The organism is Paraburkholderia sp. MM5496-R1 (genome assembly GCF_050436205.1).
Lineage (GTDB): Bacteria > Pseudomonadota > Gammaproteobacteria > Burkholderiales > Burkholderiaceae > Paraburkholderia > Paraburkholderia tuberum.
In genome coordinates this window covers 918,245-942,063 of record NZ_JBNDLT010000002.1, presented here as the reverse complement: position 1 = coordinate 942,063, position 23,819 = coordinate 918,245, and the positions used below count along the sequence as shown (strand labels likewise).

Sequence of the window (23,819 nt, the reverse complement as noted above, 5' to 3'; positions counted from 1 at the left end):
CATCACCGTATTAGCGCACCAGAGCGGCCAGCGGTGGCAGCGTTTTTTCATAAGCGCTTTCAAGCACGTCGAAGCAGTCTTCGCAGGTATCGCGACGGCCGCGCGCGATCGCGCGAATGAGCCGGAACTGCATCACCATCGACTCCGACGCGATGCGTTGCGCAGCGGCCGGTATCGTCGGCGGGATCTCGAAGCCTTGCGCGGACAGCCACTGCAGATACTTCGACAGGAACTCGAAGTTCGCGCCGAGCTGCCGCATCAGATTGAACGAGTACAGATGGAAATACGCCTCGTCGCGCTCGAACAGCGTATCGAGATGCGCGGGAAACGCGGCACGCCATTGCGAAATCGGATTGGTCAACGGACGCCGTTCCAGATGCGCGCACAGCAGTTCCGCCGACGCCTCCGCGAGCGCGGTGCCTTCGAGCGCGGGCCGCGCCTGCTTGGCGAACTCGACGTAGGGAAACAGCAGATCGGGCTGCGCGGCGAAATGCGGCAGCTTGCGAAAAACGCCGTCGTAGTCGTCGCCCTCGAGCCGGTGGTAGCCGGTGTTGTGGAAATAGCCGAGGCGGCGCGCGGCGGTGTCGACGAAGTCGATGCCGATCGTGGTCTTCGGATGCTCGCGGCGATACGAGGTCGCGCGCGTATCGGGGAGGTAGTAGCCGTCGACCTCGACGAGCACGGTGTGGCCGCGCAGCGTCTGCGCGAGCACGCGTTCTTCGAGCGAGTCGTAGATCGCGAGCTCCTGCACCTGGGTGCCATACAGACGTTCGAGATCATCGAGCGGAAACTTGAAGAACGTGAACTGATCGCCTTCGAAATCCTGCGTGACCGTGAACGCGAGCGCCGCGCGCGGATCGAGCCCGACGCCGTGCAGCAGCTCGATCCACAGATCGACATAGCAGTTGGTCTCCTGCCACACGCGTTCGCCCTGATGCAGCGCGTGCGCTACGTGCTCGCGCAACTGCGTGCCGGCACCGGGCAACGCGTGGGTCTGCTGATGCGTCGGCGGATCGCCTGCGCGTCGCGGCAGCGACGAGTTGGCGAGCGCGCCGGCAAGCGCCGAAGTCGGCGATGGATTCATGCGCGCTCCCCGGCGACGGTCGCGGTTTGCGTAGATTGCGCCGCCTGCAGCGCATCCGCGACGCGGGTCTCGGTATCGCCCCACAGCAGCGCGCGCACCTCGTCGGGCCACGCGTCGACGTCGAGCCCATGATGACGGAACAGCGCGAGCGTGATGCGTTCCATGCCGAAGCCGACACAGCCCGTATGCGCGGTCGCGCCGTCTTCGCAGGCGATCTTCCAGATCGCGCCGAAGTGGTCCATGTGATAGTTGAACGACAGGCAGGCCGTCTTGCCGCGCGGATCGGCGAGCGCGATCAGCAACTCGAACTTGAGCGCCTGCGCGCGCTGACTATCGGCGACGATCTTGCCGCCGCGGCCGAAGAACGGATCGTTCGCGAGATCGACTTCGACCGGCAAGCCTAGCAGCTTCACAAGCAGCGAGCCGCGCTCGATCCACATCTGCCGGAACGCCATCACCTGCTCGGGGCTGCCGAGACGCACGTATTCCCGTTGACGGAACATCTGCATGCGGCCCGGATCGAGCGACGGCTCATGACGGAAGCAGTACGACAGCACGTCGACGGTGCGGCCGCCGGCGGGCAGCGCGCCGCGCCGCGCCATCACCGGATAGATCGGATAGCAGGCGGCCGGCGTCAGCACGACGCGCGTCGGTTTCTGTTGCGCGAGCCACGCGTCGCCGCGGTCGTCGTCGCTGTCGGCCATCGCATCGTCGAGCGCGCGCAGCAGACGGTGGTGGCCCATGTCGTCGCCGCGAAACGAATGGATGGTGCCCGCGAGATTCGGAAAGCTCTTCAGGTATTCGCTATCCTCGAAGTCGGTGCGGCGCATCGCGGGCGGAAAACGCAATACTTCGGCTTGCTGATCTTTACCCAACTGTGTAATCGCGAGGTTCAGCCGGTCGATCACGTCCTCGAAAACCTGGCTGCGGCCATACAGTCCGTTTTCACCGGTATCGATCAGCAGGCCGGCGGCCAGCATCTCGTCGCGCAGCGTGAGCGAAGGCCCCACGTCCGCGGCGGCGGCGGCCGCGGCGATAGCGGCGGTATCGGTCATCAGCTTCATTCAGGGTCTCCCCGGCGCGGCAGGACGTTGCGCGAGCAGCAGACTCGCGGTGTTCTGCGCGATACGGTCGTTATTGATCATCAAGGGCGCCGAGTGCAGGTCGCGCAGATGGCGGCCGACGCTATAGGGCGTGCCGTTCTTGTAGCCCGCCATGCCGCAGATCATCAGCACTTCCTGTACGACCTGCAGCGCGGTGGTCGAAATGCTGGTCTTCAGCGTGTTCATGTCCGACGCGAAACCGAGCATCGCCGCGAGCGGGGCGTCCGCCCGGGTCGCGCCCTCGCGTGCCTGATGCGCGGCGCGCGCGGCCTCCAGCGCGACCGATAGACGCGCCTGCATCATCTGCAGCAGCCCGACCGCTGCGGCGAGCCGCAGGCCCGCCGGCGGCATCGTGCCGGGCTTCGCGCGCGCCTGCGCGCGGAAGAACGCTTTCGCGCGATTGACCGCGTCGACGGCGATGCCGGTCCATACCGACGCCCACAGCGTGTGCGACACGGGCAGCATGGTCTGATCGGCGATGTCGGCGAACGGCGTCGCGAGGATCTGTTCGGCCAGTCCCGTCGCGACGAGCCGGAAGCCCTCGCTGCAGGTGCCGCGCATGCCCATCGCGTCCCAGCCGCCGCGCCGCTCGAGCTGCGTATCGGCGCGCAGCGCGACGATCAGCACCTGGTCGGACGCGGCCGCGTCGGCGATGCGCCGCGCGGTCACGAGGATGCCGTCGGCGTGCGCGCCGTACGAGATCGTCGGGGCGAGCTTTTCGATCCGAAAACGCGCGCCATCGAGCTCCACCGAGCACGCGCTCGTGCGCATGTTGCCGCCGATCGTCTCTTCCGACGTCGCCGACGCGAGCAGCCATTGCTGCTCGGCCAGTTGTGCAAGCAGGCTCGCTTGCCAGGCGGAGGCGCCGCGATGAGAGTCGATGCACGCGACCTGGATCTGATGCATCGCATAGATCATGGCGGTCGATGCGCAGCCCTGCGCCAGCGTTTCGCAGATCGCACCGATATCGGCAAGCGACAGGCCCGCGCCGCCGAAAGTGGTCGGCACCATCGCCGACAGCAAACGCTCGGCCTTGAGCGCGTCGAACGCCTCGACCGGAAAGCGCGCCTCGCGGTCCACGGCGTCCGCGTACTGCGCGGCGATCGCCGCGCAACGATGCGCTGCAGCACGCCATTCGGGACCGGTATCGAGCGCGCTCAGCGTCCCGGTGGCAGCGCCCCGGCCGTCGCCGGTCCGGGCGTCGGTAGTCGAGTTCGAGGCCGCCCCGCAGGCCGCTGCGGCGGCCTGACCCAGCAGCGGCGCACTCATGCTGCCGCCTTGGCCTGCTGCAACTCCGTCATCGCGGCGGCCATCGAGTCGATGCTCGAGAACAGACGGCGCGTCAGCATACGGTCAGGAATTTCGACGTTGAATTCGTCTTCCATGGCAAGCATCAGATGCACGGTCGCGAGCGATGAGAGTCCGGCAGCATAGAGGTCGGCGTCGTCGGCGAGGCTTTCCAGCGGGACATCCAGGCGTGCGGATTCGGAAAGGATGCGTCTCAATGCAGTTTTCATGCAGTGCTCCCTTATGGTCAAAGGTCTGCCGATGGGTACCGAGGTCGAATGACGTCGGCACCTGATTTTCGTGTGTAGTTTCGTGCGGTGCGAAGACCGCGGCGTGCGTTCGCGGTGGTGCAGTGCAGTGTTGCAGGCGGGCCTGCGTGAAGCCATCTGCGCTACCGGGCGAACGTGGCAAGGCTGCGCTTCGTTGGCTCGTATTTAAGGATCGTCAACCCCGAGCGTCAGTGCGATGGCGCACGGAAGCACATCTTTAGCGCACGTTACCGTGTAGTCGATGATGAGGGACCGTCATGGATCGGCCTGCCGTCGCGCACGGCAGGCATCGCCGGACCCGCCGAAAATTTTGACAGCCGGGGGCGTGATGAACTGGAAAACGCTGGAGTTCGATCAGCTATCTGCACGTGAGTTGTATGTCGTGCTGCGTGCGCGCAGTGCGGTATTCGTCGTCGAGCAGTCGCATGTGTGCCTCGACGCGGACGGTCGCGACGAGCAGGCCTTGCATGTGTTCGCGGTCGAAGACATGGCGCGGCCGATGCCGGTGCTCGCCTATGCGCGGGTGCAGCCCGGCGACTCCGAAGATCCGGAAGTGACGATCGACAAGGTGCTGACGAGTCCGCTGCGGCGCGGCGACGGCACCGCCGAGATGCTGATCGAGCGTGTGCTCGAAGCGGTCGCCCAACGCTGGCCGGGCCGCGCCACGCGCGTGAGCGCACCGCTTGGCTTGCGCGGGTTCTACGAGCAGTTCGGCTTTCGCAAGACGGAGGGACCGTACCTCGAACACGGTATGCCGTTCATCGGTCTCACGCGTCAGGTGCGCGGCGCTCAGGCGCGCTTCGGTCCGAGGCGCCGCGAGCGCGACGGCGCATCGTTCGTCAATACGTTCGAACTGTTGTGATGCCGGGTCGGCTGGGTACGTGTTTTCAGCCTTGGCATTCAGGTCCACCGACCGTGAACGAGCGGTGGACCGGCGTCATTGATTGCGCGCGCCGGGACTCAGCCTCGTGCCCGTCCGGACGACGGCGCGCAACGCAGCCAGAGCCTGTACAGCGCGTCGCGCAACTCGCTCGACCCGCGCAGCGACATACCGAAGTTCGCCGCGCTCAACGCGAGCGCGACGACGATCGCCAACAGCAACGCGCTGATCGAATCCGCGAGCGCGAGCGCGACGAGCAGAAACGCGAGATGCGCGAGCATGTTGCGCACGATCGTCCATGCATGCAGCCGTGAGAACGCGAGCAACACCGAGTAATCGAGCAGCACCTTCAGCACGACGACGACCGCCGCGCCCATGATGCCGAACCAGTGGATGCCGCACCATAACGCGCCGGTAAAGAACGGCAACTGAAGCCAACTGACGCTCGCCACTGCCACGGGATGGGTCTGCGCCTGCAACAGGCTGCCGAGGATGCTCGACTGGCCGCTCAGCCACACGCCGAGGATCAGCACGCTCGCGACCGGCGCCGCGGCGGCGAGCTGCGGTCCGAGCCACAGCAGCAAAAACGGCTTCAGCGCGAACAGCGCGATGATCACGCATGGCGTAAATGCTCCATTGAGAAACGCGAGCGCGTTGTGCGCGAGCGCATCCGCATCCTCGCGCGACGCCGCCGACAGTCGCGGAAACAGGGTGCGCACCATCGCGAGCGGCAGCAGGTTCAATCGATTGATCAGGTTTTGCGGCGTCGCGTAGTAAGTGACGAAGCGCGCGCCGAGCAGTCCGCCGATGAACACGCGGTCGAGCGTCGACGCGATCATGTTGGCGCCGGAAAACATCAGCAGCCAGCGGCCGTTGCGGAACAGCCCGATCATCAAGCGCCATTGCGGCATCTGCATACGGCGAATGCCGAGCGCGCGAATGGCGGCCACGCCCAGCATCAGGCCGCCGACGAAACGCGCGATCACGGCGGCTGGAATCGCGATCGCCAGTGACGGCGAAAAGCAGAGGACCGCCGCGATCGGCAGCAACTGGAACAGCGCGGTGCCGAGCGTCTGGTTGATGTTGTAGCTCGTGAAGCACTCGACGCCGGTAATCGCGCCCGCGAACACCCAGGTCACGTTCGCGATCGGCACAGCGACCGCGATCCACGGCAGGCTCGCCATCACTTCATGCTGGAACGTCGGCTCGATTTTCACGCCGTAGGTGATGTAGACAATGGCTCCGGCATAAATCAGCGCGCCGCCGATGATGCCGGTACCGAGATTCATGAACCACGCACTCCAGAAGATCGGTTCGATCGAATCGTCGCTGGCCGCGCGAGCCTTGGCGATCTGGTTTTCGGTCGCCAGACTGGTGCCCAGATCGAGGACGCTGAAGTAGCCGATCAGCGCCCACACCAGATTGATCACCCCGTAACGCTCGGCGCCCAGCAGATGAATGTAGGTGGGCACGGTCACGAGGGAAACGAAGGTCGGCGCGACGGCGCCGGCAAGGTTGATGAAGATGTTCCTGACGATGCTTCGTTCCATGTTCCATTGCCGGGCCGGTGAGAAGGGCCGCGCGGACATACGCGGCGGCATCAACGCGTCGCAGGTCTTGCATCTTGCCCCCGGGCGCCGCGTGACTGTGTGGGTGGCCGTACAGATAGCCGCGATCGGCAGGGGGTTAAATGGCAAAGCTCATAGGGTAGCGCAGTGGTTGGCCACGAGCCGGCCGCGCGCACCGCATTGCGGAGCATTCCTAAGCGCGCCCGCGCCGTCTCCATCACGTAATGCTCGCGGCACGCTGCACGCAGCCGCCGGCATCGACCACAGCGCATGACCGACGCGATCCGCCGCGCGTCGGTCCACACGCGGGGCATGCTGCACTGCACTGCACAGCACGCTCATCGACACACGCCAGCGCAGCGCGATTCGGAACCCAAACTAATGTGGCGCGACGTACATATGCGCGAGAGCACCTTTGTTGTAATCATTTGAAAAGGAAGAGTAAGGAGCGGACCGTGAGACCCATCGTCTTCGACGGCAAATTCGGCTGGTTGCATCCAGCCAACGGCCCGGATGGCGTTGTGATGTGTTCCCCGTTTGGCTACGACACGCTGTGCACGTATCGCGGCATGCGCCGGCTCGCCGAGCGCCTCGCCGCGCGCGGCATGCCGGTGCTGCGCTTCGACTACCCGGCGACCGGCGATTCAGCCGGCGACCCGACCGACGCCGGCCTGTGGCGCGCATGGATCGACAGCGTGAAGCAGGCGGTCGCGCAACTGCGCGAGGCGACCGGCGTCGAGCGTGTCAGCGTGTGCGGTCTGCGTCTCGGCGGCATGCTGGCCGCGCTTGCCGCGCAGGAACTTGGGGATGTGCACGGTCTCGTGCTGATGTCGCCGGTGCTGTCGGGCAAGACTTACCAGCGCGAATTGCGCGCGCATTACCGGCAGTGGTTGAACGATCCGGCCGCGATGGATTGCGTGGTCGAGCCCGATACCGACGAGTTCGTCGAAGCGTATGGCTTTCGCATGTATCGCGACACGCTGCAAAGCCTGCACGCGGCGGATCTGTATCGCGCGACGAGCCGGCCGGCCGCGCGCGTGCTGCTGCTCGATTCACTGAACCCGGCGCGCGCCGGTGCGCTCGCCGCGCATTACAGCGAACATGGCGTCGAGCTCGAGCGTCACCCGTTCGACGAATACAGCCGCTTTATGATGGAACCGCTCGAAAGCGAAATACCGCACGCCGCGTTCGAGACCATCGAGAACTGGCTGCTGGCGGGGAACGCGCAAACGGCCCGAACGGTGGCGCGCGTGCCTGAGCGGGGCGAAGAGCCGGCGGGCGGCCACTATGTCGCGCCGAGGCTGCACGAGACGCCGGTGTGGCTGAACGAGGGCAAGGTGTTCGGCATCTACTGCCGGCCCGACGGCGCCGCGGCGGCGCGCGCCCCGGCGGTGCTGCTGCTCAATACCGGCGCGGTGTCGCGGATCGGCAACGGGCGTTTCGGCGTCCATTTCGCGCGGCGTCTCGCACGCCAGGGGATCGCGTCGCTGCGCATCGACGTCCGTGGTGTCGGCGACAGCATGCCGTCGTGCGACACGTTGAGCCTCGACGCGCTGTACTCTCAGTCGAGTGTCGGCGACGCCGCGTACGCGTCGCGCTGGCTTGCCGCGCGCGGTCATGCGGGCGCGCTGCTGCTCGGCATCTGCTCGGGAGCCTACGCCGGCCTGCATGCGGCGATGCGCGAAGCGGCGGTGGTGGGCGCGGTGATCGTCAACGTGCAGAAGTTCAGATGGCGTAACGTCTGCGACGAACACGGCAAGCCGATGATCCCGGTGTCCGCGTTCGGCTCGACGCGCAACTACCTGCGCTCGATGAAGCAGCCGGGCAAATGGCTGCGCGTGCTCAAGGGCGAGACGGGCGGCTGGGGCCTCGTGCGCGAGCTGGTGGTACGCCAGCTCGCGCGGACCGGCGAAACGCTGGCCGACCGGATCGAGCAACTGTGTGGCCTCGAATTCGGCGCGCGTGACGAGCGGCATCTGTTCGCGAACCTAGAGGCACGGGGCGTCGACACGCACCTGGTGTTCGGTGTGCTGGACGAAGGCGTCGAGGAGCTCGAGCGCTACTTCGGCGTGCGCGGCACGCGGCTCGCGCGCTTCACGCGCATTCACGTGGCCTTCTGCAAGCACACCGATCACGCGATCCTGTCGTCGGTGGCGCAGGAAAACATCATGTCGTACGTCGAGAACGTCTATCGCGGCGGCTTCACGAAGCTGCGTCAGCCCGACAGCGCGGCGCTCGACGGCGAGCTGCACAGGCAGCACCCGGAGCACGATGAACATCGCGCCGCGGGGGCGTTGCGTCCGTTCGGAGAAGCATAGGGAGCACGCGGACAGACAGGGGCGCCCAGGCCGCACTGTGTGTCGCGCGCATACGACTGAACGCGCGTGCGACCACGAGGCACTTGCTGGCGTCATGCCGGCCCGTGAACAGGATCTGGATTCGACAGGATCGCAAATGAATCGAATGGTAGAACCAGGTAATCCGCCCGCGCCGCAGGCTGGGACCGCCGCCGCGCTGCGCGAACTGACCGTGCAACCGGTGATTCTAGCGAGCGGCTCCGGTGCGAGGCTGTGGCCGCTGTCGCGCGAACCCAATCCGAAGCAGCGGATCGGGCTGATGGGCGACCAGTCGCTGCTCGAAGCGACGCTGCGCCGGCTCGACGATGCGTTCGACCCGGCCGCGCCCGACGCGGCCCGCACCACGCCGCCCGCCGCGCCGCTGGTGGTCTGTTGCGAGGAACTGCGGCTGCCGACGCTCGAGCGCGTCGAGCAGTACCGCAAGCCGGTGCGCATACTGCTCGAACCGATGGCGCGCAACACCGCGCCGGCGCTGACCGTCGCGGCGCACGCCGCGCGCGCGTCGGCCGCGGCCGGCGACGATCCGATGCTGGTCGCGCTGCCCGCCGATCATCCGATCGCCGATCAAGCGGCGTTCGGCGCGGCGCTCAAGGAAGCGCTCGCGCATGCTTGGCGGGGCGCGATCGTCACGCTCGGCGTGCCGCCGCAGCGCGCGGCGACCGGCTACAGCTATATCCGCACCGCCGCGGCCTTGGGAAACCGGGGCGCGCGGACGATCGAGCGCTTCGTCGAGAAGCCCGATGCCGAGCTGGCCGAGCGCTACTTCGCGTCGGGCGAGTACTGGTGGAACAGCGGCATGTTCGTGGTGCGCGCGTCGGTGTGGCTCGACGCGATCGGCCTGTGCCGTCCGCTGATCGCGGCGGCCTGCAAGGACGCATTCGCAGGCGCGAGCATCGACGAGGCCGGCGCGCTGCATCTCGCGCGCGACGCGTTCGCCGCGTGTCCGTCCGACTCAGTCGACTATGCGGTGATGGAGCGCATGGGCACCGACGCGAGTCTCGTCGGCGTGACGGTGCCGCTCGACGCGGGCTGGTCGGACACCGGCGCCTGGGACTCGGTGTGGGACGCGTCGAGCAAGGACGGCGACGAGCGCTTCCTGCTGTCGGAGAATCAGTCGACGTTGATTCCGCTGGGCGTCAGGCATCGGCTCGAAAATGCTGGCAAGACGCCGCTGGAAATCATCGAGGTGCAGTCGGGCGGCGCTCCCGGCGAAGACGACATCGTGCGCTTGCACGGCTGATGGACGCCGAGCTGTTCGGCGTCAGCGTGCTGTCGGAGGCGCAGGAGCCGATCTTTGTTCGCCGGAACACGCAGGCGTCCGACCACGTCCGTGCAAATCAGACAATTTCATCACGCCAACGTGCGAATGCGCACAATTCAAACCCCACAACGCAGGCACGCTTTGACGAGCGAGCTTTGTGCCTGGCGAAACAGATGGCGTTACACGAACGAAACAAATCTTCAGAGGGATAACCCTGTCAGGAAGTGTCCCACTGGCGCATCCGTTTCGAAGCTTGCAACGTATCGAAAAACGATTCTATTGGCATAACAGATACGTACGGGCCCTTCAATCAACAGGCCACGCGGGGTCAACACCGCTTCGGGGATATGTCATGGAACACGCAAACAAGGATCGCTCGTTGGTGAGCAAAGTCATGGACGGGCTCGTCAGCGGCATCGTCGAGGAAAAATACGGCGCGATTCTGCCGCCGCAGGATGTGCTGTCGAAGGAATTCGATGTGAGCCGCACCGTGATGCGCGAGGCGCTATCGATGCTGCTCGCGCGCGACATGCTCGACGTGCGGCCGAAGATCGGCACGCGCATCCGGCCGATGAGCGACTGGCGCATGATCGACGAGGACGTCGTCAATTGGCGTTTCCGTGCAAAGCCCGATCCGATGTTTCTGCGTGACGTGATCGAGTTTCGCATGCTGATCGAACCGCGCGCGTCGGCGCAGGCGGCCGCGCGCGGCAGTGCCGCGGAAGTCGCGGCGATTCGCGAGGCGTTCGAGGCGTTTCGCATGATCCGTCCGGGCGAGGCCGGCTATCAGGAAGCCGACGAGCTGTTCCATACGCGCATCGTGATCGCGAGCGGCAACCAGTTCTTTAAGCAGATGGCGGCGATCATTCGCGGCGCGCTGTCGACCCTCAATCCGGTCGTGCACGACCGGGAAGGGCTGTGGGAGAGTGCGATCGCATCGCATCAACGCGTCATCGAAGCGATCGAGCGGCGCGATCCGAAGGAGGCCGAGATCGCTGCGCTCGCGATGATCGATTACGCGGCCGAGGAGGTCGGCGGGCGGTTTTCCGCGGAGCCGCCGGCGCGGGTTTGAGCGTGATTGCGAGCGCGGGCTGAGCGTATCTGTCAATGTCCGGCGGGAGCGGCGGGGTGGGGTGTCGAAGGTCGGTGCGCGGCAGTGATGCCGGATGGTTCGATCGGCCGGGTTCGCCGCGTTCGCAAGCGGCATCGGTGACAATAGCGGCTGTTCCGAACCGCATGGACCTTTGCACACACGATGACAGATACGACAGCGGCACTGCACGCAGCCAGCACCCAACCGACCGATCGGGCAGCGCGGGACACCACTTCATCGCGCGAGATCCGCTGGGGGATCGTCGGCACCGGCCGGATTGCGCGCCGCTTCGCGCAAGGGCTCGCGTTCGTGCCGCGGACGCGGCTCGCGGCGCTGTGGTCGCGTCGCGTGGAACCGGCCCGGGCGTTCGCCGATGAATTCGGCGGCGCCGTCTGCGCCAGTTTCGACACTCTGCTCGCGAGCGGCATCGACGCGCTCTATATCGCGACGCTGCAGGACAGTCACGCCGACTATGCGATCGCCGCGTTGCAAGCGGGGCTGCACGTGCTGTGCGAGAAACCCGCGTGTATCAATCGTCCGCAGCTCGAGCGCGTGCTCGACTCCGCGCGCGCATCGCAACGGCTCTTCATGGAAGCGATGAAGCCGCCGTTCTATCCGCTCTACAGAAGGTTGCGCGAGCGCCTCGCGGCCGAGCCGATCGGCGAGGTCGGGCTCGTGCGCGCGGGCTGCTCGGTGCCGGGCGTGCCGGCCGATCATCCGTCGCTGTCGTTCGAGCACGCGGGCGGCGCGCTGCTCGATATCGGCATCTACGAGATGTTTCTCGCGGTCGACTGGCTCGGCGCGCCACGCGACGTGCAGAGCTTCGGCCGGCTTGGCGCGACCGGCGTCGATACGTTCGCGAGTCTGAACAGCCAGCACGAGCGCGGTGGTATCGCGCAGCTATTCTGCGGGCTCGATCTGCATGGCAAGGGCGATGCGCTGCTGATGGCCCAAGGCGGTCACGTGACGCTGCACGAGCCGTGGTGGAACCCGTCGCGCGCGACGATCCGTTATGCGGATGGCGGGGTCGTCGAACTCGACGAACCGTTCGAAGGCGGCGGCTTGAACTACGAGACCGCGCACTTTTGCGAGCTGATTCGCGCGGGTGTGCTGGAGAGTCCGCTGATGCCGCACGACACGTCGCGACAGATGATCGCGATGGCCGACGCGGCGCGCGCGGCGTTGGGGCTCAAGTTCGCTGGGGAATGAGCCGCTGGGGGCAACGAAAAGGAGTGGGCGGCGCTCAGTGCCGCGTCGGCAGCGACAGCCGCCGCTCGTACCAGCGCTGCGCCCACTCGAGCACCTGACACAGCACCCAGTACACGGCCGCGGCCGCAAGATAAAGCGGCAGCGGCTGGTAGGTCGACGCGATGATTTCCTGCGCGCTGCGCAGCAACTCGGTCACCGTGATGACGGACACGAGCGAGGTGTCCTTGATCAGGCTGATCAGGCTGTTCGACAGACTCGGCACCGCGATGCGCAGCGCCTGCGGCGCGATCACGTAGCGCAGCGTCTGACGCCGCGACAGCCCGAGGCTGTACGAGGCGAGCCACTGGCCCTGGTGGATGCCCAGAATCGCGCCGCGCATGCTCTCGGACAGATACGCGGCGACGTTCGCCGACAGCGCGATCACGCCGGCCGGCGTCGGATCGAGCGAAATGCCGAAGCTCGGCAGACCGTAGTAAATCACGAAGATCTGCACGAGCAGCGGCGTGCCGCGCATCACGCTCACATAGACGCGCGCGATCCAGTTCAGCGGACGGCTGTGGCTGATGCCCATCAGCGCGAGCATGGCGCCGCCGATCAGGCCGAAGATCATCGACAGGATCGCGAACTTGATCGTCAGCAGCGCGCCTTGTGCGAGCACCGGCACTGATTGGAGCAGCAGGGATGTGATGGACATGGGCAGTGTTCTTATTGACGCACAAAGCGCACATCATAAACTTTGGCGCGCGCTCAGGCGCGGGCCGCGCGATGCGGCTCGGGGTATACGCGGCGCGCGGTTTGGCTCCCGCGGCTCCCGCAGCTCGCGTGGGCCGCAAAAAGCGCGAAGGGCGGCATCGCCATCGATGCCGCCCTTCGTTCGACTCCACGCGTGTTACTTGATCGGCTTGCTGACGTCGATGCCGAACCACTTGTCCGAGATCTTCGTGAAGGTGCCGTCCGCTTCGAGCTGGGTCATTGCGTCGTCGATCGCCTGCGCGAACTTCGGGTTGCCCTTTCTGAACGGAATGCCCGACGGGTTGCCCGGGCCGACGTTCGCGCCGGTGCGCAGCGGCAGGTTCGAGTTCTTCAGCAGGTACGCGAGCATCAGACGGTCGTTCAACGCCGCGTCGAGCCGGCCGGCGGCCAGATCACGCAGGTATTCGGGTGCGCCCGGGTAGGTCTTCACGTCGATGCCCGGCACTGCCTTCGCCATGTCCATGTAGTTCGTGCCGAGACCGACGCCGAGCTTCTTGCCCTTCAGGTCTTCGAGCGAGGTGAACTGGCGCGTGTCGTTCTTGCGCTGGATCAGTTGCGCCGCCGAGTACGTGTACGCCGGGGAGAAGTCGAGCGTCTGCTTGCGCGCGTCGGTGATGCCGACCTGGTTGACGATCACATCGAACTTGCCCGCCTGCAGACCGGCGATGATGCCGCTCCACTCGGTCGTGACGAACTCGGGCTTCACGCCGAGCTTGGCCGCGACCGCCTTGGCGATGTCGACGTCATAGCCGACCAGTTCGCCCGACGGCGCTTTCGAGTTGAACGGCGGGAAGGTGCCTTCGAGACCGATGCGCAGCGTGCCGCGCTGCTTGACCTGGTCGAGCAGGTCTTCCGCGTGCGCGGTAACGGCGCTCAGCGACGCGCCGATCAGCGCGGTGGCGAGGAGCTTCTTCAACAGGCCGAATTTCATCATGTTCCTTTGTACGTCTGATGTTTTGACGGTCGAGAGCATAGCAAACGAGCCTATCGCAACCTAAATACCGTTTGTTTATGTCTATATGCAGCGGCGCGGATGCCTAGCGCAACGCCTGCGCGCATTCGGCGACGAGCGCCGGACCGCGGTAGATGAAACCAGTATAAAGCTGCACCAGCGACGCGCCGGCCGCGAGCTTCGCGCGCGCATCGTCGCCCGAGAAAATGCCGCCGACGCCGATGATCGGCACCGCCTCGCCGACTTCGGCGCGCAGCTTGCGGATCACCTCGTTCGACGCGTCGAACACCGGCTTGCCCGACAGGCCGCCGGCTTCGTCAGCATGCCGCATGCCGGCGACGGCGGTGCGCGACAGCGTAGTGTTGGTCGCGATGACGCCTTCGAATTTGTGGCGCAGCAAGGTGTCGGCGATCGACTTGACCTGCTCGTCGTCGAGGTCGGGCGCGATCTTCAGTGCGAGCGGCACGAGCTTGCCGTGCATGTCGGCGAGTCTTTGCTGCTTGTCCTTCAGCGCGGCGAGCAGCGCGTCGAGTTCGTCGGCGCCCTGCAGCTGGCGCAGGTTCTTCGTATTCGGCGACGAGATGTTGACCGTCACGTAGCTCGCGAACGGGTACACGCGCTCGAGGCAGTACAGATAGTCTTCAGCGGCGCGCTCGATCGGCGTGTCGGCGTTCTTGCCGATATTAAGACCGAGGATGCCGCGATAGCGCGCGGCCTGGACGTTCTTCACGAACTGGTCGACGCCGGCGTTGTTAAAGCCCATCCGGTTGATCACCGCGTTCGCCTGCGGCAGCCGGAACATGCGCGGACGCGGATTGCCCGGCTGCGCGCGCGGCGTCACGGTGCCCACTTCGATGAAGCCGAAGCCGAGCGCCGCCAGACCGTCGATACACGCGCCGTCTTTGTCGAGGCCCGCCGCGAGTCCGACCGGGTTTCGGAACGTCAGGCCCATCAGGGTGCGCGGCGAATCCGGCACGCGCGCCGCGAGCGCGCCAGCGAGGCCGGCGCGACCGGCGGCGCCGAGCATGCGCAAAGTCAGATGGTGAGCGTCTTCCGCGTCCATGCGAAAGAGTTGGGCGCGAACGAGCGGATAAAGGGAGCTGAGCACGGGATGAAGCCGGACGGCCGGAAAATGGGAACCCGCTATTTTACCGGCTTTGGGCTTGGATGAGACTGGTGGGGCCGTTGCCGGCGACGCAGGACCCGGCAACGACTCGACGGCCGGCGCCTCGACTACGGCCTGAGCGGCCCGCGTCGTCCATGCATCGCGAAATCGACCGGCGGCAGGTCGATGCTGGCCGGATCGAGCACGCGCCACGCGCCGTCGATCAAGCCTTCGAGCGGCCGGAAATTCGCCTTGTACGCCATTTTCGGGCTTTCGCGAATCCAGTAGCCGAGATACACGTAGGGCAGGTTCAGGCTGCGCGCCTGCTCGATCTGCCAGAAGATGTTGTAGGTGCCGAAGCTCGCGTGCGGCAGGCTCGGCTCGAAGAACGTGTACACCGACGACAACCCGTCGCCGAGGATATCGATCATGCTGATCATGCGCAGCGCGCCCCGCGCGTCAGGTCGCCCGTCAGGTCGCCCATCGGGCTGCAGCGGCGCTGGCTCACGAAACTCGACGAGCCGCGAGTTGATCCGGCTTTGCAGCAGGAACTGCTCGTACTGGTCGCGGCTGTCGCGATCCATGCCGCCGCCCGCGTGGCGCGCCGACTGGTAGCGCATATACAGCGCGTAATGCTCCTCGTCGTAGTGCAGCGGCGCGACGGTCGCAATCAGGTCGCCGTGCTTTCTCCATACACGCCGCTGCGTGCGGTTCGGCTGAAAACGCTCGACCGGCACGCGCACCGGCACGCACGCGCGGCAGCCGTCGCAATACGGGCGATACGTGAACACGCCCGAGCGCCGGAAGCCCGCCTTGACGAGGTCGGTATAGACGTCCGAATTGATCAGGTGACTGGGTGTGGCGACCTGCGAGCGCGCGATGCGGCCGTCCAGGTAACTGCAGGGATAGGGCGCCGTTGCATAAAATTGCAGCGCGGAAAGCGGAGAAAGAGGCAGCTCGTTGGGGTGAGTCACGTTGGCAGCTCTCGAAGCGTCTCTGGTAATGCAAACCCGGCACGCCCGGCGGTTGATGCCGCTATTCGATGGGCGGCGGACCGGATTCGGCCTGATTTTTCCTACGCCGCCCGCGCGAGGATGTCGAGCAGGGCGGTCTTGTCGAAGCGCCACGGGATGGCCGGCGCGCCGACAGACGCGCGAACATGCGCGACAAACGCCTTGCGCGCTATCTCGCGGCCGCCGAGCGACGCCAGATGCGACGTGTTCTGCTGGCAGTCTATCATTTCTATTTCGTGACGTCGCAAGTGGCCGACCAGCGCGGCCAGCGCCATTTTCGAGCCGTCGGTGACGTCGGTGTACATCGACTCGCCGAAGAACATCCGCCCGAGCGACACGCCATACAATCCCGCTACACGCTTGCCCTCGAGCCAGGTTTCGATGCTGTGCGCCTCGCCCAGGCGGTGCAGCGACGAATAGGCTTCGACGACGTCGGCGGTGATCCACGTGCCGCGCTGACCGTGGCGCGGCGCCTGCGCGCAGGCGCGCATCACGGCGGCGAAATCGTGATCGACGCGGATTTCCCACGCGTCGTCGCGCAACACGCGCTTGAGCGTCTTGCGCAGCGATGGCGACACCTTGAACTCGGCGGGGCGCAGGATCATGCGCGGATCGGGGCTCCACCACAACACCGGCTGGCCGTCCGAATACCACGGGAAGATGCCGCGCCGATACGCGTCGATGAGGCGCGACGGCAGCAGATCGCCGCTTGCCGCCAGCAGACCGGGCGCGCCGCTCGCGGCGCCGAGCGCGCGCTCGACGGGCGGAAACGGGTCGTCAGCTCCGAGCCAGGGAACCATGCGCGCCGCTCAGCCTTCGCGCAGGGAGCGGAAGATGTCGCCGGTATGCAGGCCGAAACTGCCGGCCGCGCGGTCGGCGAAAAAAAAGCGCAGCGTCTGGCCGACGGTCGGAAACGCGATCTCATCCCACGGAATCTCGTGCTCCTCGAACAGCTTCACTTCGAGGCTTTCCTCGCCGGCGACGACGTCGAGATCGAGCAGCCGCGCCATGTAGAACAGATGTACCTGATGCACGTGCGGCACATTCAGCAGCGAAAACAGGTTCTGCACCTCGACGCGGGCGCCGGCTTCCTCGAGCGTTTCGCGCGAGGCGGCTTCGGCCGTCGTTTCTCCCATTTCCATGAAGCCGGCGGGCAGTGTCCAGTAACCGTAGCGCGGCTCGATCGCGCGACGGCACAGCAGCACCTTGTCGTCCCACACGGGAACGGTGCCGACCACGTTACGCGGATTCTGATAATGCACGGTGCCGCAACTGCCGCATACGAAGCGCTCGCGATTGTCGCCCGGCGGAATGCTCAGACTGACGCCGTGGCCGCAGACAGAACAGAATTTCATTGGAAAGGGGACGAGAAAGGGTGATAGGAGTTTATCACCGGGGCGAGGGATTACTGAGGCGCCGACAGGGGCTGCGCGAGACGACGTCCAAGGCGGCGAGCGCCGTCGTGTCTGACATTGATTGACAGTCGATTTTTGGATGCGCTGATGGCATCGGTCCTGATGGTTGCGATGGAGGCCACCGCGTCCACCGCAGTCGTCTTTTCTCTCTTGGACATTGCCCCGTGGCTTGGCGCGTCATTCAGTTGACGCGCTTTTTTTCGCCTGAGGGTGGGGCGGTCAAGGGGATCGCCAGACCAAGGCCACAAAAACAAAAAAGGGTTACACGCCAATGCGTTGTAACCCTTCAATGATTTCGGTTGGTTGCGGGGGTAGGATTTGAACCTACGACCTTCGGGTTATGAGCCCGACGAGCTGCCAGACTGCTCCACCCCGCGTCCGTCGAAGAAAAGATTATAGACCAGCCATACGACCAGCGCAATAGCCATGTAAGAATTGGCTTCATTGCGCTTCGCTCTGCCCGCACGACGTCGCCTATCGGAAAGGCTCTGGAAAGCCGTGCGCGGACGCTGCGCTAGAATTCAGATTCTCCACGCGGCTCGCCGGATCTTCACGACGGCGGCCCCTTTGACTCTGATGCCCCGACCCGTTCTGAACCCCATGGATATCGCTCACGACCTGCAGGTCATCGCCATTCAGGAAAAGACCCTCGTGTTTCCCCGCTTCGATGCCGACCGCGCGTGGCAAGTCGGCGCGTATCTGCACGAAGTCGCGAAAGCGCGCGGCATTGCCGCTGCGATCGACGTGCGCACGTTCGGCCAGCCGCTGTTCTTCAGCCTGCTCGACGGCGCGACGCCCGACAACGTCGACTGGGCGCGCCGCAAGGGCAACACGGTCGCGCAATTTCGCCGTAGCTCGTACGCGATCGGTCTGAAAATGCAGTTCGCGGGCGCGACGCTCGCCGACAAGCACGGACTGCCGGCCACCGAGTACGCATCGCACGGCGGCGCGTTTCCGCTGGCGGTGGAAGGGGCGGGCGTGATCGGTTCGATCACGGTGTCCGGTCTGCCGCAGCGCGCCGATCATGAACTCGTGGTCGAAGCGCTGTGCGCGCATCTCGGTCACGACTACGGCAAGCTCGCGCTCGCGAAAAACTGACGCGATGCGCATACCCCCGTATGCGCTGCTCGCGATCGCGATCGTCGCCGAAGTGATTGCGACTTCCGCGATGCGGGCCTCGGACGGCTTTTCACGGCTGCTGCCGTCGATGGTCGTCGTGCTCGGCTACGGCATCGCGTTCTATTGCCTGTCGTTGACGCTCCGAAGCATTCCAGTCGGCATCGTCTACGCGATCTGGTCCGGCGCGGGCATCGTGCTGATCACGCTGGTCGCGCTAGTGCTGTACCGGCAGGTACCCGACGTGCCGGCGATCATCGGGCTGGGATTGATCGTCGCTGGCGTCGCGGTGTTGAATCTCTTTTCGAAGATGCAGGCGCATTGAGCGCCCGCGCCAGCCGCCGCGATTGCCGCCAGGCACGTAAATCGACTTACTTGCAGCGCACGATCATCGAGCGGCCCTTCACGTTCGCCGACGCCACGTTCGTGACGCTGCCGCCGGCGGTGCCGCCTTCGTCGTTGTCCTTCGACACGATGTCGTAGCCGGTCGCGCCGCAGGCCTTACCCGCTTGCACGTAGCACGAGGCCCAACTCGAGCCGGCGTCGGCGCCGCTGCAGTTGACCGCGAAGCCGGTCTGGCCGTTGGGCAGATTGATCAGCGTGGTCGTGTTCGACGACGCGCAGCCGCCCAGTCCCGCGGCGAGCAGCAGCGCGGCGGGCAAGGCGGCCGACAGCGACGCGCGACGCACGAGGGCAAGCGCGGCGCTGGATCGGAGGCGGTGGAATCGGCCGGCGCGTCGCGGTTGCGTCGTGAATTGCATCGTGTTGTGTCCTTTCATTCAGATAGAGGGGGCTGCCGGGTCGGGTCGGCCGCTGTGGACCGCGAGGGCGCGCGTCACGGCTCAGGTCATTTCGACCGTGATGCCCGCCGCGTTGAGGAGCCGCCGGGCTTCCGCGCCTTCTTCAGTGGCTGCGTCTTCCCAGATGCCGATCGCTTTCGGGATGTCGATGCCGTGACTTTCGGCGTACTCGAACCAGCGGTTCGCCGCATCCGGCTCGGGCAGTTCATGATCGTGCAGAAAATATTTTCCCATATTGCGCTCGCTGGCCTCGAAATGGCGTCGTAACAGGTACCGTGCGACAGCATGGAGCATGCCGGTATGGACCGTTCGACCAGCGCGCGCGGCTGAAGTGCGGCGCGGTTCTTTGGCGCGGCTCTTTTGGCGCGGCGCGGGGGGCGCGTCTCGCGAGCAGAACTTATCGCGCTGCAACGCGCCTTATCGTTATGGGACGGGCCGCCCGCACACACCCAGTGCAGCGGCGCGCCGCATGCTGAAGCATCAGGGCGGCGCCGTTGCGACTGGCGCCAGCTTTGCAACCGCAACAGGAGGACGAAGATGGCTGAACGGGTCAGTGGCCCTTATCGCGGCTATTACATCAGCGCCGCCGCGCGCCTCGTGCCAGCGGGCAGCACGTCGGGCCCGTCGGGCGACGCGCACACCAAAGCGGACGGTACTTACGTCGGCACGGTCAGCCTCGCTGAGCTCGGCCCGGACGATCCGCACCGGATGGAAACGCTGCTCGAGCTCGGCGACCGGCAACGCTTCGACAGTGAAGAAGAGGCGCTCGCGTTCGTCGAACGGGCGGCCCGCGAGTATGTCGACCGATTGCTGGATGGGCCGTGAGCGTGTCGGCGATTTCCGTGCAAAGAGCCCGCCGATGGGCTCGCCAAGGCAGCGCGCGATGCCCTGAATCAGGCCCCCGCGCGCGCTGGACCGTGATCCGGCGGCGCGAGTACCATAGCGGGACTTGCGAGGATCGGCGGCGCGCAGGGCCTTCTGCGCAAGCTGCGTTCCCGCCGCCAACTTCTGACGAGGCGACCATGAAAATCCGTTTTCCCGAAGACGCGCCTGCTTACCGCGACTCCAACCTGACCGTCGTGTTTTCCGCGCTGGTGGACGGTGAGCCGGTGCCGTGCGCGATCTCGGTGGAAGCGCTCGAGGATCATTTCGGCGCTTACAGCGAGGACCTCGACGGCTGGCTGCGCGCGTTCGATGCGGGCCGGCCGCGCATCGAGGCCGTTGCGCGTGAGCATCTGCAGATCAGTAACGGCACACCCGTGCTGCTCAAGAGTGGCCACTTTCCGCCGGGGCAGATGGCAGGCTAAGCGGACCTGCCTACGGACCGTCGGCGCCAGAGGCCGGGTGCAGGTCCATCTCTGCGGTTTTCACTTCACCTACGCATCGCCAACGCCTTGCCGCTAATTCATGTCGCGTGCCGGCACTACCTCGCGAGCCGCTTCGAAGCACCGCCTGATCCCTTCCTGATACGACGTCTTCCTGAGCGGCCCGATCAACGTCGCCAGCGCCGAATCATCGAGCACGACCGGCTCGGTCATCAGATAGTTCATCTCGACCAACTCGCGCATCAGCGGATTGAATAGCCCGAGCACGCGCAGCATGCCCTTGCCGGCCACCATCAGCTTCGGCCTGGAGCCCGCGAGCGCGTAGGCCTCGCGAGCCACCTCGCGCTGCGTGATCGTGCCGGCGCCCGCGAGATGCCACCAGCGGCCGTAGGCTTCGGGCGTGCGCGTGAGTCGTTCGACCACGGGACCGACATCCGGCAGGTAGATGAATTCGTGCGGTACGTCGACGGGACCGAGCACCTGCGCGCGCTTGCCGGTAGCGGCGCCAACGAAGACACCGTGCAACAGGCTGCGCTCGACCCACGGTCCGTAGAAATCGGGCAGTCGCAATACCAGCGTTTCGAGACCTTTCTGGCCATGCGCGGCCAGCACGAGCTTTTCCTGTTCAAGCCGCATGCGGCCCTTGAACGTGTGCGGCTCGCGCGGATGATCTTCGCGGACCGGGTTGCCGCGCGCGCGGCCATACGGATACACGGTGCCGATCAGAATGAAGCGCTCGACACCGGCGGCCGTCACGCCAGCCAGCGTTTTCTCCATCAACGGCGGGTGCTGCGCGAACTGGTCGTAGGGCACGCCGACGAGGTAGATCACGGTCTGCAGACCGGCGGCCGCGGCGCGGATCGAGGCGGGGTCGTCGGGGTTCCAGGTGACGATCTCCGCGTGCGGGTCGTCACCGAAAGTCCGTTGCAATACCTCGCGCGAGCGGCCGACCACCCGGTAATCGCGGCCCGCCGCGCCAAGCGCCGTCGCGATGCTTTGACCCGCAGCGCCCGCTGCACCGAATAAACCGACCTTTCCCGTGGCTTGCATGACGACTCCTCAGATGGCGGCGCGACATCGTCGCGCGCTCGTGGCTGCTCGATTTGACAGATGAAAATTTACTGAACATTGTTCAGTAAACGATGTTCAGTTTAAATTGACTTTTCAGTTTGTCAATCTGAAAATTGCGAGTCATGGGAATCGCCGAACGAAAAAACCGCCAGAAGCAGGCACTGCGCGAACGCATCCTCGATGCCGCGCGGCGCATCGTCGTGGGCGAGGGCTTTGCCGCGCTGTCGATGCGCAAGATCGCTGACGCGATCGAATATTCGCCCGCCACGTTGTATCTGCATTTCGCGAGTCGCGACGACATCGCGCGGGCCTTGTGCGCCGAAGGCTACGCGCAGTTGCTCGCGACCTTCGTGCCGCTCGTGCAGATCGCGGACCCCGCCGAACGGCTGAAGGCGCTCGGGCGCGCGTACGTCGCGTTTGGCGTCGAGCATCCTGAAACGTACCGGCTGATTTTCATGGAGGACCCGAGCTATACCGGCGCGGCGCTCAGGGGCGGGGTTGGCACTGGCAAACACGACGGCAACACGGGCGACACAAGCGCGAACGCCGGGACCGGTGGTTCGACCGCCTCCCTGGGCAACGCCGCCGGCGGCGTTGCCGACGACGATCCCGGCGACGCCGCGCTGCACATCATGATCGACGCGCTCGACGAATTGCGAGCAGCGGGGCGTCTGTCGGCGTCGGTCGCATCGATGGAGCCGGCCATCTGGGCCGAGGCGTTGTGGGCGAGTCTGCATGGCATCGTCGCGCTGAATCTCACGTGCCCGGTGTTTCCGAGCGCGCCGCTCGAGACGCTCGTCGGCGTGACGCTCGACGCATGGCTCGGTGTGCCGCAGGCCGTGGCGGCGGGCGCATCGAACAGTGCCGCAGTCCGCGGCAAAAAAACCGTCGCGCGGCGCCACGCCAAGTCGGCCGGCTCCACGGACCCGGCCCCCGAGCTCCCCACCAAACGCAAAGCGGCAGGCCCGTGATAACGTTCGGTTCCACCTCATGCCGCGCCGCCGCGCCCAGTTCTCCATGTCCACGTCCGCCTTGCCCGCCACTAGCGACGAAATCGCGACCCACGTAGCCAACCGCATCGGTCTCATCGAACTGGAGCGGCCGAAAGCGCTGAACGCGCTGTCGACCGGCATGATCCGCGCGATCCACGCGGCGCTCGACCAGTGGCGCGAGAACCCCGAGGTGCTGGCCGTCGTCGTGCGCAGCCGGCACGAGCGCGCGTTCTGCGCGGGCGGCGACATCCGCTTCATGTACGAAGCGGCGCAAACCGGCGACCAGGAGGCGCGCGATACGTTCTTCAGCGAGGAATACCGGCTCAATCACGCGATCTTCGTGTATCCGAAGCCGTATATCGCGTTGATGAACGGCATCGTGATGGGCGGCGGCGTGGGCATTTCGCAGGGCGCACATCGCACCGGCGGCCTGCGCGTCGTCACGCAATCGACGAAGATGGCGATGCCCGAAACCCGTATCGGCCTCTTTCCGGATGTCGGCGCGAGCTGGTATCTCGCGCGCACGCCCGGCGCGATCGGCCGCTATCTGGCGGTGACCGGCGAGACGATCGGCGCGGCCGACGCGCTGTACGCGGGCCTCGCCGATGCCTACATCGACGACGCGGCGTTGCCCGCGCTCGTCGATAGGTTGAGCCGCGAACCGTTCGAGCGCGGTGCTGATGTGGTTGCGTGCGTCGAGCGCGAGACGCTCGCGTATCAGGTCGCGCCGCGGCCCGAGGAGAGCGCGCTCGCGAAGGCGCGGACGTTGATCGACCGGCATTTCGCGCTGCCCGACGTCGCGCGGATACTCAAGTCGCTCGAACAGGAACGCGAGCGCGGTGGCGACGCGGCGGAGTGGGCCGAGCAGACGATTGCGGTGCTGCGCGAGCGCTCGCCGCTGTCGATGGCGGTCTCGCTCGAAGTGGTCACGCGCGCGGAAGGGTCGATGGCCGACGTGCTGCGCACTGATCTCGATCTGACGCGCTCGAGCTTTCTGCGCGGCGATACGGTGGAAGGCATTCGCGCACGCATCATCGATAAGGACAACGCGCCGCGCTGGCGTTTCGCGCGCATCGAGGACGTCAACCGGGCCGATGTGGAGCAGATGTTCGACAGCCCGTGGCCGGCGAACGAGCACCCGCTGGGCGCTCTGCGCGGCTGAACGC

Annotated in this window: 26 protein-coding genes and 1 tRNA gene; 12 read left to right on the top strand and 15 right to left on the bottom strand. The window is 65.9% G+C overall.

What is annotated here, in order from left to right; all coding sequences use genetic code 11:
• Window positions 1-10: 10 nt before the first annotated feature.
• From OKW38_RS11295 to OKW38_RS11280, 4 genes are read right to left on the bottom strand one after another with little or no spacing between them, the layout of a single operon-like run.
• A complete protein-coding gene (locus OKW38_RS11295) occupies window positions 11-1,084 on the bottom strand; it encodes a DUF1839 family protein (protein ID WP_429361491.1) in 1,074 nt (357 codons plus the stop codon).
• Window positions 1,081-2,148 carry an amino acid--[acyl-carrier-protein] ligase gene (locus OKW38_RS11290; protein WP_429361489.1) on the bottom strand — a complete coding sequence of 356 codons (1,068 nt, stop codon included), beginning with the start codon at window positions 2,146-2,148 and terminating at the stop codon, window positions 1,081-1,083. The genes OKW38_RS11295 and OKW38_RS11290 overlap by 4 nt, the downstream gene beginning before the upstream one ends.
• Window positions 2,149-3,456 carry an acyl-CoA dehydrogenase family protein gene (locus OKW38_RS11285; RefSeq protein ID WP_429361488.1) on the bottom strand — a complete coding sequence of 436 codons (1,308 nt, stop codon included), beginning with the start codon at window positions 3,454-3,456 and terminating at the stop codon, window positions 2,149-2,151. It lies immediately after the preceding gene.
• Window positions 3,453-3,704: an acyl carrier protein gene (locus OKW38_RS11280; RefSeq protein WP_090804328.1), complete on the bottom strand. Its 252-nt coding sequence runs from the start codon at window positions 3,702-3,704 to the stop codon at window positions 3,453-3,455. The genes OKW38_RS11285 and OKW38_RS11280 overlap by 4 nt, the downstream gene beginning before the upstream one ends.
• Window positions 3,705-4,071: 367 nt before the next feature.
• On the opposite strand from OKW38_RS11280, the gene OKW38_RS11275 reads away from it, so the two are divergent.
• Window positions 4,072-4,605 (top strand): GNAT family N-acetyltransferase, encoded by a 534-nt coding sequence (locus OKW38_RS11275; protein WP_429336318.1) that lies wholly within the window; start codon window positions 4,072-4,074, stop codon window positions 4,603-4,605.
• A 98-nt stretch (window positions 4,606-4,703) separates the two neighbouring features.
• Here the strand turns inward: OKW38_RS11275 and OKW38_RS11270 are convergent, their stop codons facing one another.
• Entirely contained in the window at window positions 4,704-6,173 is a 1,470-nt protein-coding gene (locus OKW38_RS11270) for an oligosaccharide flippase family protein (RefSeq protein ID WP_429336319.1), read from the bottom strand.
• 473 nt (window positions 6,174-6,646) lie between these two features.
• Here OKW38_RS11270 and OKW38_RS11265 point away from each other — a divergent pair, with 473 nt between their 5' ends.
• The 5 genes from OKW38_RS11265 to OKW38_RS11245 all read left to right on the top strand — a co-directional run bounded on the left by OKW38_RS11265 (window position 6,647) and on the right by OKW38_RS11245 (window position 12,111).
• Window positions 6,647-8,509, top strand: a complete 1,863-nt coding sequence (locus tag OKW38_RS11265; protein ID WP_429361487.1) for an alpha/beta fold hydrolase — start codon at window positions 6,647-6,649, stop codon at window positions 8,507-8,509.
• Window positions 8,510-8,645: 136 nt separating this feature from the next.
• Window positions 8,646-9,788, top strand: coding sequence for a mannose-1-phosphate guanylyltransferase (locus OKW38_RS11260; protein WP_429361486.1), 1,143 nt, complete (start codon window positions 8,646-8,648; stop codon window positions 9,786-9,788).
• On the top strand, window positions 9,788-10,021 hold the full coding sequence (locus OKW38_RS11255; RefSeq protein ID WP_090804338.1) for a hypothetical protein: 234 nt from the start codon (window positions 9,788-9,790) through the stop codon (window positions 10,019-10,021). The genes OKW38_RS11260 and OKW38_RS11255 overlap by 1 nt, the downstream gene beginning before the upstream one ends.
• A gap of 140 nt (window positions 10,022-10,161) precedes the next feature.
• Window positions 10,162-10,881: a FadR/GntR family transcriptional regulator gene (locus OKW38_RS11250; RefSeq protein WP_090804340.1), complete on the top strand. Its 720-nt coding sequence runs from the start codon at window positions 10,162-10,164 to the stop codon at window positions 10,879-10,881.
• Window positions 10,882-11,064: 183 nt separating this feature from the next.
• On the top strand, window positions 11,065-12,111 hold the full coding sequence (locus OKW38_RS11245) for a Gfo/Idh/MocA family protein (protein ID WP_429361485.1): 1,047 nt from the start codon (window positions 11,065-11,067) through the stop codon (window positions 12,109-12,111).
• Window positions 12,112-12,145: 34 nt separating this feature from the next.
• On the opposite strand, the gene OKW38_RS11240 is transcribed toward OKW38_RS11245, so the two are convergent.
• The 7 genes from OKW38_RS11240 to OKW38_RS11210 form a co-directional block, all read right to left on the bottom strand.
• Window positions 12,146-12,805, bottom strand: a complete 660-nt coding sequence (locus OKW38_RS11240; protein ID WP_090804344.1) for an amino acid ABC transporter permease — start codon at window positions 12,803-12,805, stop codon at window positions 12,146-12,148.
• 195 nt (window positions 12,806-13,000) lie between these two features.
• The gene (locus OKW38_RS11235) at window positions 13,001-13,795 is read right to left on the bottom strand and encodes a cystine ABC transporter substrate-binding protein (RefSeq protein WP_429361483.1); all 795 of its coding nucleotides are present in this window, start codon (window positions 13,793-13,795) and stop codon (window positions 13,001-13,003) included.
• Window positions 13,796-13,901: 106 nt separating this feature from the next.
• Window positions 13,902-14,924, bottom strand: coding sequence for a quinone-dependent dihydroorotate dehydrogenase (locus tag OKW38_RS11230; RefSeq protein ID WP_429361482.1), 1,023 nt, complete (start codon window positions 14,922-14,924; stop codon window positions 13,902-13,904).
• A 125-nt stretch (window positions 14,925-15,049) separates the two neighbouring features.
• Window positions 15,050-15,895 carry an arginyltransferase gene (locus OKW38_RS11225; RefSeq protein WP_184029302.1) on the bottom strand — a complete coding sequence of 282 codons (846 nt, stop codon included), beginning with the start codon at window positions 15,893-15,895 and terminating at the stop codon, window positions 15,050-15,052.
• A gap of 101 nt (window positions 15,896-15,996) precedes the next feature.
• Window positions 15,997-16,734 carry a leucyl/phenylalanyl-tRNA--protein transferase gene (gene aat, locus OKW38_RS11220; protein WP_090804350.1) on the bottom strand — a complete coding sequence of 246 codons (738 nt, stop codon included), beginning with the start codon at window positions 16,732-16,734 and terminating at the stop codon, window positions 15,997-15,999.
• A 9-nt stretch (window positions 16,735-16,743) separates the two neighbouring features.
• Window positions 16,744-17,289: an NUDIX hydrolase gene (locus OKW38_RS11215; protein WP_090804352.1), complete on the bottom strand. Its 546-nt coding sequence runs from the start codon at window positions 17,287-17,289 to the stop codon at window positions 16,744-16,746.
• 360 nt (window positions 17,290-17,649) lie between these two features.
• Window positions 17,650-17,726 (bottom strand) — tRNA-Met (locus OKW38_RS11210).
• Between the two features lie 223 nt (window positions 17,727-17,949).
• Between OKW38_RS11210 and OKW38_RS11205 the strand changes: the two genes are divergently transcribed.
• Window positions 17,950-18,447, top strand: a complete 498-nt coding sequence (locus tag OKW38_RS11205) for a heme-degrading domain-containing protein (protein WP_429361480.1) — start codon at window positions 17,950-17,952, stop codon at window positions 18,445-18,447.
• Between the two features lie 10 nt (window positions 18,448-18,457).
• Window positions 18,458-18,790 (top strand): DMT family transporter, encoded by a 333-nt coding sequence (locus OKW38_RS11200; protein WP_373685677.1) that lies wholly within the window; start codon window positions 18,458-18,460, stop codon window positions 18,788-18,790.
• A 46-nt stretch (window positions 18,791-18,836) separates the two neighbouring features.
• Here OKW38_RS11200 and OKW38_RS11195 read toward each other — a convergent pair whose 3' ends face one another.
• Both OKW38_RS11195 and OKW38_RS11190 read right to left on the bottom strand, forming a co-directional pair.
• The gene (locus OKW38_RS11195) at window positions 18,837-19,226 is read right to left on the bottom strand and encodes a hypothetical protein (RefSeq protein WP_090805720.1); all 390 of its coding nucleotides are present in this window, start codon (window positions 19,224-19,226) and stop codon (window positions 18,837-18,839) included.
• 81 nt (window positions 19,227-19,307) lie between these two features.
• A complete protein-coding gene (locus OKW38_RS11190; RefSeq protein ID WP_090804358.1) occupies window positions 19,308-19,499 on the bottom strand; it encodes a hypothetical protein in 192 nt (63 codons plus the stop codon).
• Between the two features lie 303 nt (window positions 19,500-19,802).
• Here OKW38_RS11190 and OKW38_RS11185 point away from each other — a divergent pair, with 303 nt between their 5' ends.
• Window positions 19,803-20,090 (top strand): hypothetical protein, encoded by a 288-nt coding sequence (locus tag OKW38_RS11185; RefSeq protein WP_429361478.1) that lies wholly within the window; start codon window positions 19,803-19,805, stop codon window positions 20,088-20,090.
• A 197-nt stretch (window positions 20,091-20,287) separates the two neighbouring features.
• Complete coding sequence (locus OKW38_RS11180; RefSeq protein ID WP_184029285.1) at window positions 20,288-20,572, top strand: DUF1488 domain-containing protein; 285 nt, start codon at window positions 20,288-20,290, stop codon at window positions 20,570-20,572.
• Window positions 20,573-20,665: 93 nt separating this feature from the next.
• On the opposite strand, the gene OKW38_RS11175 is transcribed toward OKW38_RS11180, so the two are convergent.
• A complete protein-coding gene (locus OKW38_RS11175) occupies window positions 20,666-21,640 on the bottom strand; it encodes an NAD-dependent epimerase/dehydratase family protein (RefSeq protein ID WP_429361477.1) in 975 nt (324 codons plus the stop codon).
• 143 nt (window positions 21,641-21,783) lie between these two features.
• Between OKW38_RS11175 and OKW38_RS11170 the strand changes: the two genes are divergently transcribed.
• Both OKW38_RS11170 and OKW38_RS11165 read left to right on the top strand, forming a co-directional pair.
• Window positions 21,784-22,632: a TetR/AcrR family transcriptional regulator gene (locus OKW38_RS11170; protein WP_429361476.1), complete on the top strand. Its 849-nt coding sequence runs from the start codon at window positions 21,784-21,786 to the stop codon at window positions 22,630-22,632.
• A 46-nt stretch (window positions 22,633-22,678) separates the two neighbouring features.
• Entirely contained in the window at window positions 22,679-23,815 is a 1,137-nt protein-coding gene (locus OKW38_RS11165; RefSeq protein ID WP_429361475.1) for an enoyl-CoA hydratase/isomerase family protein, read from the top strand.
• The last annotated feature ends 4 nt before the right edge of the window (window positions 23,816-23,819 follow it).